Source organism: Ruegeria sp. BHSA162, assembly GCF_059613385.1.
Window position 1 is genome coordinate 1 of the sequence record NZ_JBXWSK010000125.1, and the last position, 6,074, is coordinate 6,074.

General features: G+C 64.5%; 5 protein-coding genes. All 5 read left to right on the forward strand.

Going from position 1 to position 6,074, the window contains the following annotated elements; genetic code table 11:
* Positions 1 to 440, forward strand: a 440-nt coding sequence (locus tag AC2FM5_RS19010; protein ID WP_496737493.1) for a di-heme oxidoredictase family protein, incomplete at its 5' end; no start/stop codon positions are given.
* Between the two features lie 3 nt (positions 441 to 443).
* Positions 444 to 1,454 (forward strand): imelysin family protein, encoded by a 1,011-nt coding sequence (locus tag AC2FM5_RS19015; RefSeq protein WP_496737495.1) that lies wholly within the window; start codon positions 444 to 446, stop codon positions 1,452 to 1,454.
* A gap of 3 nt (positions 1,455 to 1,457) precedes the next feature.
* Positions 1,458 to 2,546 carry a DUF1513 domain-containing protein gene (locus AC2FM5_RS19020; RefSeq protein ID WP_170340143.1) on the forward strand — a complete coding sequence of 363 codons (1,089 nt, stop codon included), beginning with the start codon at positions 1,458 to 1,460 and terminating at the stop codon, positions 2,544 to 2,546.
* A gap of 99 nt (positions 2,547 to 2,645) precedes the next feature.
* Positions 2,646 to 4,535 (forward strand): biosynthetic arginine decarboxylase, encoded by a 1,890-nt coding sequence (speA, locus tag AC2FM5_RS19025; protein WP_170356950.1) that lies wholly within the window; start codon positions 2,646 to 2,648, stop codon positions 4,533 to 4,535.
* Between the two features lie 23 nt (positions 4,536 to 4,558).
* Complete coding sequence (locus AC2FM5_RS19030) at positions 4,559 to 5,770, forward strand: saccharopine dehydrogenase family protein (RefSeq protein WP_170356949.1); 1,212 nt, start codon at positions 4,559 to 4,561, stop codon at positions 5,768 to 5,770.
* Positions 5,771 to 6,074: the final 304 nt, after the last annotated feature.

A 6,074-nucleotide genomic window follows, 5' to 3' on the forward strand; every position in this document is an offset into this window, starting at 1 on the left:
GCAACCTGGGCGTTCCCGCCCGGCGCGATGCGGATGACCCGCAGGTTCTGCGCGGGAAAGAGGTGTTCCACAACATTGGCTGCGCGTCCTGTCACACGCCCGCTTTCGTCACCCACCGCCTGCCCGACCGGCCCGAGCACAGTTTCCAACTGATCTGGCCCTACACGGACCTGCTGCTGCACGACATGGGCGAGGGACTGGCCGACAACCGCCCCGAGGCCAGCGCCACGGGCCGCGAATGGCGCACCGCGCCGCTGTGGGGCATCGGCCTGACCGAACGGGTCTCGGGGCACACCCAGTTCCTGCATGATGGCCGCGCGCGCTCGCCTCTCGAAGCAGTCCTGTGGCACGGCGGCGAGGCCCAGGCCGCGCGCGATGCAGTCGTTTCCATGCCCAAGCCCGACCGCGATGCGTTGATCCGGTTCCTGGAAAGTCTCTGACCGATGCGCCTGATTACCGTGATCCTTTCCGCATTGATGCCGCTCTGCGCGGCGGCACAAAGCCGCGATGCGATCCTGACCGACGTGACCCAAGCCCATATCCTGCCGCGTTTCGATCACCTTGCCGAAGCGACGGCTGCGCTGGATGCCACTGCTCGCGCGGACTGCGCGCCGGGGTCCGCCGATCTGCGCGCGGCCTATCACGCCGCCTTCGACGCCTGGATATCCGCCAGCCACCTGCGGTTCGGCCCGACCGAGGTCGGAGACCGTGCCTTTGCCCTGGCCTTCTGGCCCGACAGCAAAGGGTTCACGCCCAAGGCGCTGTCGGCGATGATCGCGGCCGAAGACCCGGCCATTGCCGACCCCGATGCCTTTGCCGAAACCTCGATCGCGGGGCGCGGCTTCCTCGCGCTCGAGAGGATGCTATACGACCCGGCCTTTGCCGATCAGGGCGATGCGGCCTATCGCTGCGGGTTGATCCGCGCCATCGCCGCCGACATCCACCGCACCGCCCGGGCCATCGACCGGGACTGGCACGGCTATGCCCGCACCATGACCCAACCCGGGCCGGACAGACCCTATCGGTCCTCCGACGAAGCCCTGCAGGAGCTCTACAAGGCCCTGACCACTGGGCTCGAATTCACAGCCGATACGCGTCTGGGCCGCCCGATGGCCAGATTCGACCGCCCCCGCCCCAACCGGGCCGAGGCCCGCCGGTCGCTGCGGTCGCTGCGGCACGTGGAACTGTCGCTGGTGGCGCTGCGCGACCTGGCGGCGCGGCTGGCGGCCGATCACCCACAGATTGCCGCCGCGCTGGACGACGCCTTTGCCCGCAGCATCGCCCGGGCGCAGGCGCTGGACGATCCCGCACTGGCCGGCGTGGCCGAGCCCCAGGGGCGGCTGCGGATCGAGGCGCTGCAGCAGTCGATCAACGACATCCGCAGCTTGGCCGCCGCGCAGTTGGGTCCGACCCTGGGCATAAGCGCCGGGTTCAATTCATTGGACGGAGACTGACCGATGACCAGCCGCCGAGGGTTCCTGGCCGGTTTGGCAGCGGCCACTCTTGCCCCCCTGCCGGGCTGGGCTGAGGTCGGTTCGCCCGATTTCCTGTCGGCTGCGCTGTTCGACGATGGGTCGTACCGCCTGGTCGGGCTGACCGGTTCAGGAGAGTTTCGGTTCTCGGTCCCCCTGCCCGGCCGCGGGCATGCCGCCGCCGCCCATCCCCATCTGGCGCGGGCCGTTGCATTCGCGCGCCGTCCGGGGCGATTTGCGCTTGTGATCGATTGCGCGACCGGGGACCAGCTGACCCGGCTCGAGGCGCCGGCCGGGCGTCATTTCTATGGCCACGGCGCATTTTCGCCCGACGGCCGCCGGTTGTTCACCACCGAAAACGACTATGAGGCTGGCACCGGGGTCATCGGCGTCTGGGACGCGGCCGAGGGCTATGCCCGAATGGGCGAGTTTTCTTCGGCGGGGGTCGGCCCCCATGACGTAGTGTTGATGCCCGACGGCAAATCTCTTGCCATCGCCAACGGCGGCATCGAAACCCACCCGGATACCGGGCGCAGCAAGTTGAACCTGCCGACCATGCGCCCGAACCTGACCTATGTCAGCCTCGACGGATCGGTTCTGGAGCAGGTCGAGCTGCCCGCGGCGCTGCACAAAAACTCGATCCGGCATCTGGCCGTTCGTGCGGATGGCCTGCTGGCCTTCGCGATGCAGTGGCAGGGCGACCTGTCCCACAAGCCGGCCCTGCTGGGGCTGAATCGGCGGGGTGGCCGTTACCACCTTCTGTCCGCGCCGGATGACATTCAGGCGACGCTGGCCGGCTATGCAGGCAGTGTCGCCTTTTCCGCCGAGGGGCGTCAGGTCGCCATCACCTGCCCACGCGGCAACGCGCTGCACGTCTTTGATGCCGAGGCAGCTCGTTTTGACAGCGCCCATTCGCTCGGCGACGTGTGCGGGTTGGGCCCCGGGCCATCCGGCTTTGTCTTTACCACCGGGCATGGCGATGTGGGGCATCTGGTTGGGTCAAACCCGGCGGTATCGCCCCATCCTCGGGTCCGTTGGGACAACCATTTGGTTCCCATTCGCCCTGCGATCTGAATTGGGCTAACCTCCGATACAGATTACACTTGGAAGAATCGAACGGCTGCCGTATTGGCGGGCGAAATTTCCACGCCTGCAACGCAAGGACTGACTTGATTGAAACAAACGCCCGTCGCACCGCATTCCATCTACGGGGTTGAAAAATGGGGCAAGGGTCTCATCGAGGTGACGGAGGACGGCGAGATCAGTCTGCGCAATCCCATGGCACCCGATGCGGCGGCCATCAGCCTGCCCGGTATTCTGCACGACCTTGATCAGCGCGGGATCAAGGCGCCGATGATTCTGCGCATCAGCTCGTATCTGGAACGCGAAATCGCGCATATCAACGAAAGCTTCCGCGATGCGATTGCGCGTACCGGCTACAAGGGGTCCTATCGCGGCGTGTTCCCGATCAAGGTGAACCAGCAGGCGCAGGTCGTCGACCGGATCGTCGAGTTCGGCAAGCAATACAATTACGGGCTCGAGGCCGGATCGAAGCCCGAGCTGGTAATCGCACTGGCGCACCGTCTGGCCCCCGAGGCGCTGATCGTGTGCAACGGCGTCAAGGACGCGGAGTTCATCGAGCTGGCCATCCTCAGCCGCAAGATCGGGTTCAACACGGTCATCGTTCTGGAAAGCCCGAAAGAGGCCGACACGGTCATCGAGGTCTACAAACGGCTGGGCATCGAGCCGCTGCTGGGCGTGCGGGTGAAACTGACCAACCAGATCAGCGGCAAATGGCAGGAAAGCTCGGGGGATCGGTCGACCTTTGGCATGAACACCGATCAGCTGGTCGCGGTCGTCGACAAGCTGCGCGATGCGGGCCTGCTGCATTGCCTGAAGCTGCAGCATTCGCATCTGGGCAGCCAGGTGCCCGACGTGAACGACGTGCGCCGCGCCGTGGGCGAAGCCTGCCGTTATTACACCGAACTGACCCGCGAGGGCGTGCCGCTGACCCACCTGGATCTGGGCGGCGGCATGGGCGTCGATTACACGGGCGAGAAGAAGGCGACCGAGAACTCGATCAACTACACGGTCGAGGAATACTGCGCCAATGTGGTGGAGACCGTGGCCTATGCCATGGACGAGGCCGAGGTGGACCACCCCACGCTGGTGACCGAGAGCGGCCGCGCGGTGGTGGCGACTTCGTCGATGCTGGTGTTCAACGTGCTTGAAAGCACGCTCTATGACGCGCCCAACGGCCCCGAGGTGGAACCCGACGACCACCACATGGTGTCCGATCTGGCGGCGGTGAACGGGTACCTCAGCCACGATCGGCTGCAGGAATGCTGGAACGACGCCACCTTCTACCGCAACGAGTTGCGCGCCCTGTTCCGCCGTGGCTATGTCGACCTGCGCCAGATGGCCCGGGCCGAGCGCATCTACCTGTCGCTGATGGCGCGGATCAAGGCGCTGGCGGCCTCGGACGAGGTCGAAACCGATGTGGATGACCAGTTGGAAAAGCTGGCGGACATCTATCACTGCAACTTCTCTCTGTTCCAGTCGCTGCCCGATGTCTGGGCGATCGACCAGCTGCACCCGATCGTGCCGCTGCAGATGCTGGACCAGGCCCCCGACCGCCGCGCGGTACTGTCCGACATCACCTGCGACAGCGACGGCAAGATCGACCGGTTCATTCTGGCCGACGGTGTCTCGCCCAGCCTGCCGGTGCATTCCCTGCCCGAAGATCGCGACTATTACATGGGCGTGTTCTTCGTCGGCGCCTATCAGGAAACCCTAGGCGACCTGCACAACCTGTTCGGCGACACCAACGTGGTCACCATCGACCTGCGCGCCGATGGCGGGTTCGACCTGCTGCATGAACAGGAGGGTGACACGATCAGCGAAGTCCTGTCCTATGTCGAGTTCGACCCAAGCGACTGCATCGCTGCCTTCCGCAAGATGGTCGACGAGGCGATCTCGACCGGCACGCTCAAGGCGAATGAACGCAAAACCCTGATGACTGCCTATCGCGACAGCATCAACGGTTATACCTACTACGAATAACCCCGGCGAAAGGAGAATTTCCCATGGGCAAGACACTGGTTGTTGGCGCGGGTGGCGTCAGCCACGCCGCCGTGCACAAGATGGCGATGAATTCCGACATCTTCACCGAGATCACGCTGGCCAGCCGCACCAAGGCGAAATGCGATGCCATCGCCAAATCGGTCAAGGAACGCACCGGCGTCGACATCAAAACTGCCGAGCTTGACGCCTACAAGGTCGCCGACACCGTCAAGCTGATCAAGGACACCGGGGCCGAGCTTCTGGTGAACCTGGCCTTGCCCTATCAGGACCTTGTGCTGATGGATGCCTGCCTCGAGGCCGGGTGCCACTATCTCGACACCGCCAACTATGAGCCCGAGGACGAGGCCAAGTTCGAATACCACTGGCAGTGGGCCTATCAGGACAAGTTCAAGCAGGCCGGCCTGACCGCGATCCTCGGCTCGGGCTTCGATCCCGGCGTGACCAGCGTCTTTGCCAAGTGGCTCAAGAAACACAAGCTGGACTCGATCCGCCAGATCGACGTTCTGGACGCCAATGGCGGCCAGAACGATCAGGAATTCGCCACCAACTTCAACCCCGAGATCAACCTGCGCGAAGTACTGGCCGACGCCCGCCACTGGGAAGGCGGCGAGTGGAAAGTGACGCCAGCCATGACCCACAAGGTCGAGTTCGACTTCCCCGGCATCGGGCCGAAGAACATGTACCTCATGTATCACGAGGAACTGGAGTCACTCTCGACCCACTTCCCCGAGATCGAGCGCGCCCGTTTCTGGATGACCTTCGGCGATGCCTACATCACCCATGCCAAGGTGCTGCAGAATGTCGGCATGACCCGGATCGACCCGGTGGTGCACAACGGGGTCGAGATCATTCCGATCCAGTTCCTGAAGACCCTGCTGCCCGATCCCGGCGATCTGGGCGCCGAAACCAAGGGCAAGGCCTGCATCGGCGACATCGCCACCGGCCAGGCCAGGGACGGCTCGGGCGAAAAGACCTACTACATCTACAACATCTGCGACCACGAGGAATGCTACCGCGAGGTCGGCAGCCAGGCCGTCAGCTACACCACCGGCGTCCCCGCCATGATCGGCGCGGCGCAAGTGCTGAAGGGCAACTGGCGCGAGCCGGGCGTTTGGAACATGGAGCAGCTCGACCCGGATGATTTCATGGACATGCTGAACAAGCATGGCCTGCCTTGGCAGGTCCACGAACTCGACGGCCCGGTCGAGTTCTGAACCCTCGGGGCGGTCCGCGCGACCGCCCTGCTTCATCTGGCCCAAAATATCCCGGGGGGTCGCCATTGGTCCGAGCGACAATGGCGACAAGTCGCACCCCCGGCTTATCCACCAATCGGAGACGCCGGACATGACCCAACTGATGCAGACACAGGCCGGAGACGCCGGTGCCTTCCGCACCTTCGACCTCAATCGCGTTCCTTCGCCTTGCTTCGTCGTCGACGAAAAGGCAGTGGAGCGAAACCTTGCGGTTCTGGCCGATATCGGCGAGCGGTCCGGCGCACATATTCTGTCCGCGCTCAAG

Coding starts and splice junctions, on each gene's coding strand:
- AC2FM5_RS19015 (WP_496737495.1), top strand. CDS start 444: ATGCGCCTGATTACCGTGATCCTTTCCGCATTGATGCCGCTCTGCGCG.
- AC2FM5_RS19020 (WP_170340143.1), top strand. CDS start 1,458: ATGACCAGCCGCCGAGGGTTCCTGGCCGGTTTGGCAGCGGCCACTCTT.
- AC2FM5_RS19030 (WP_170356949.1), top strand. CDS start 4,559: ATGGGCAAGACACTGGTTGTTGGCGCGGGTGGCGTCAGCCACGCCGCC.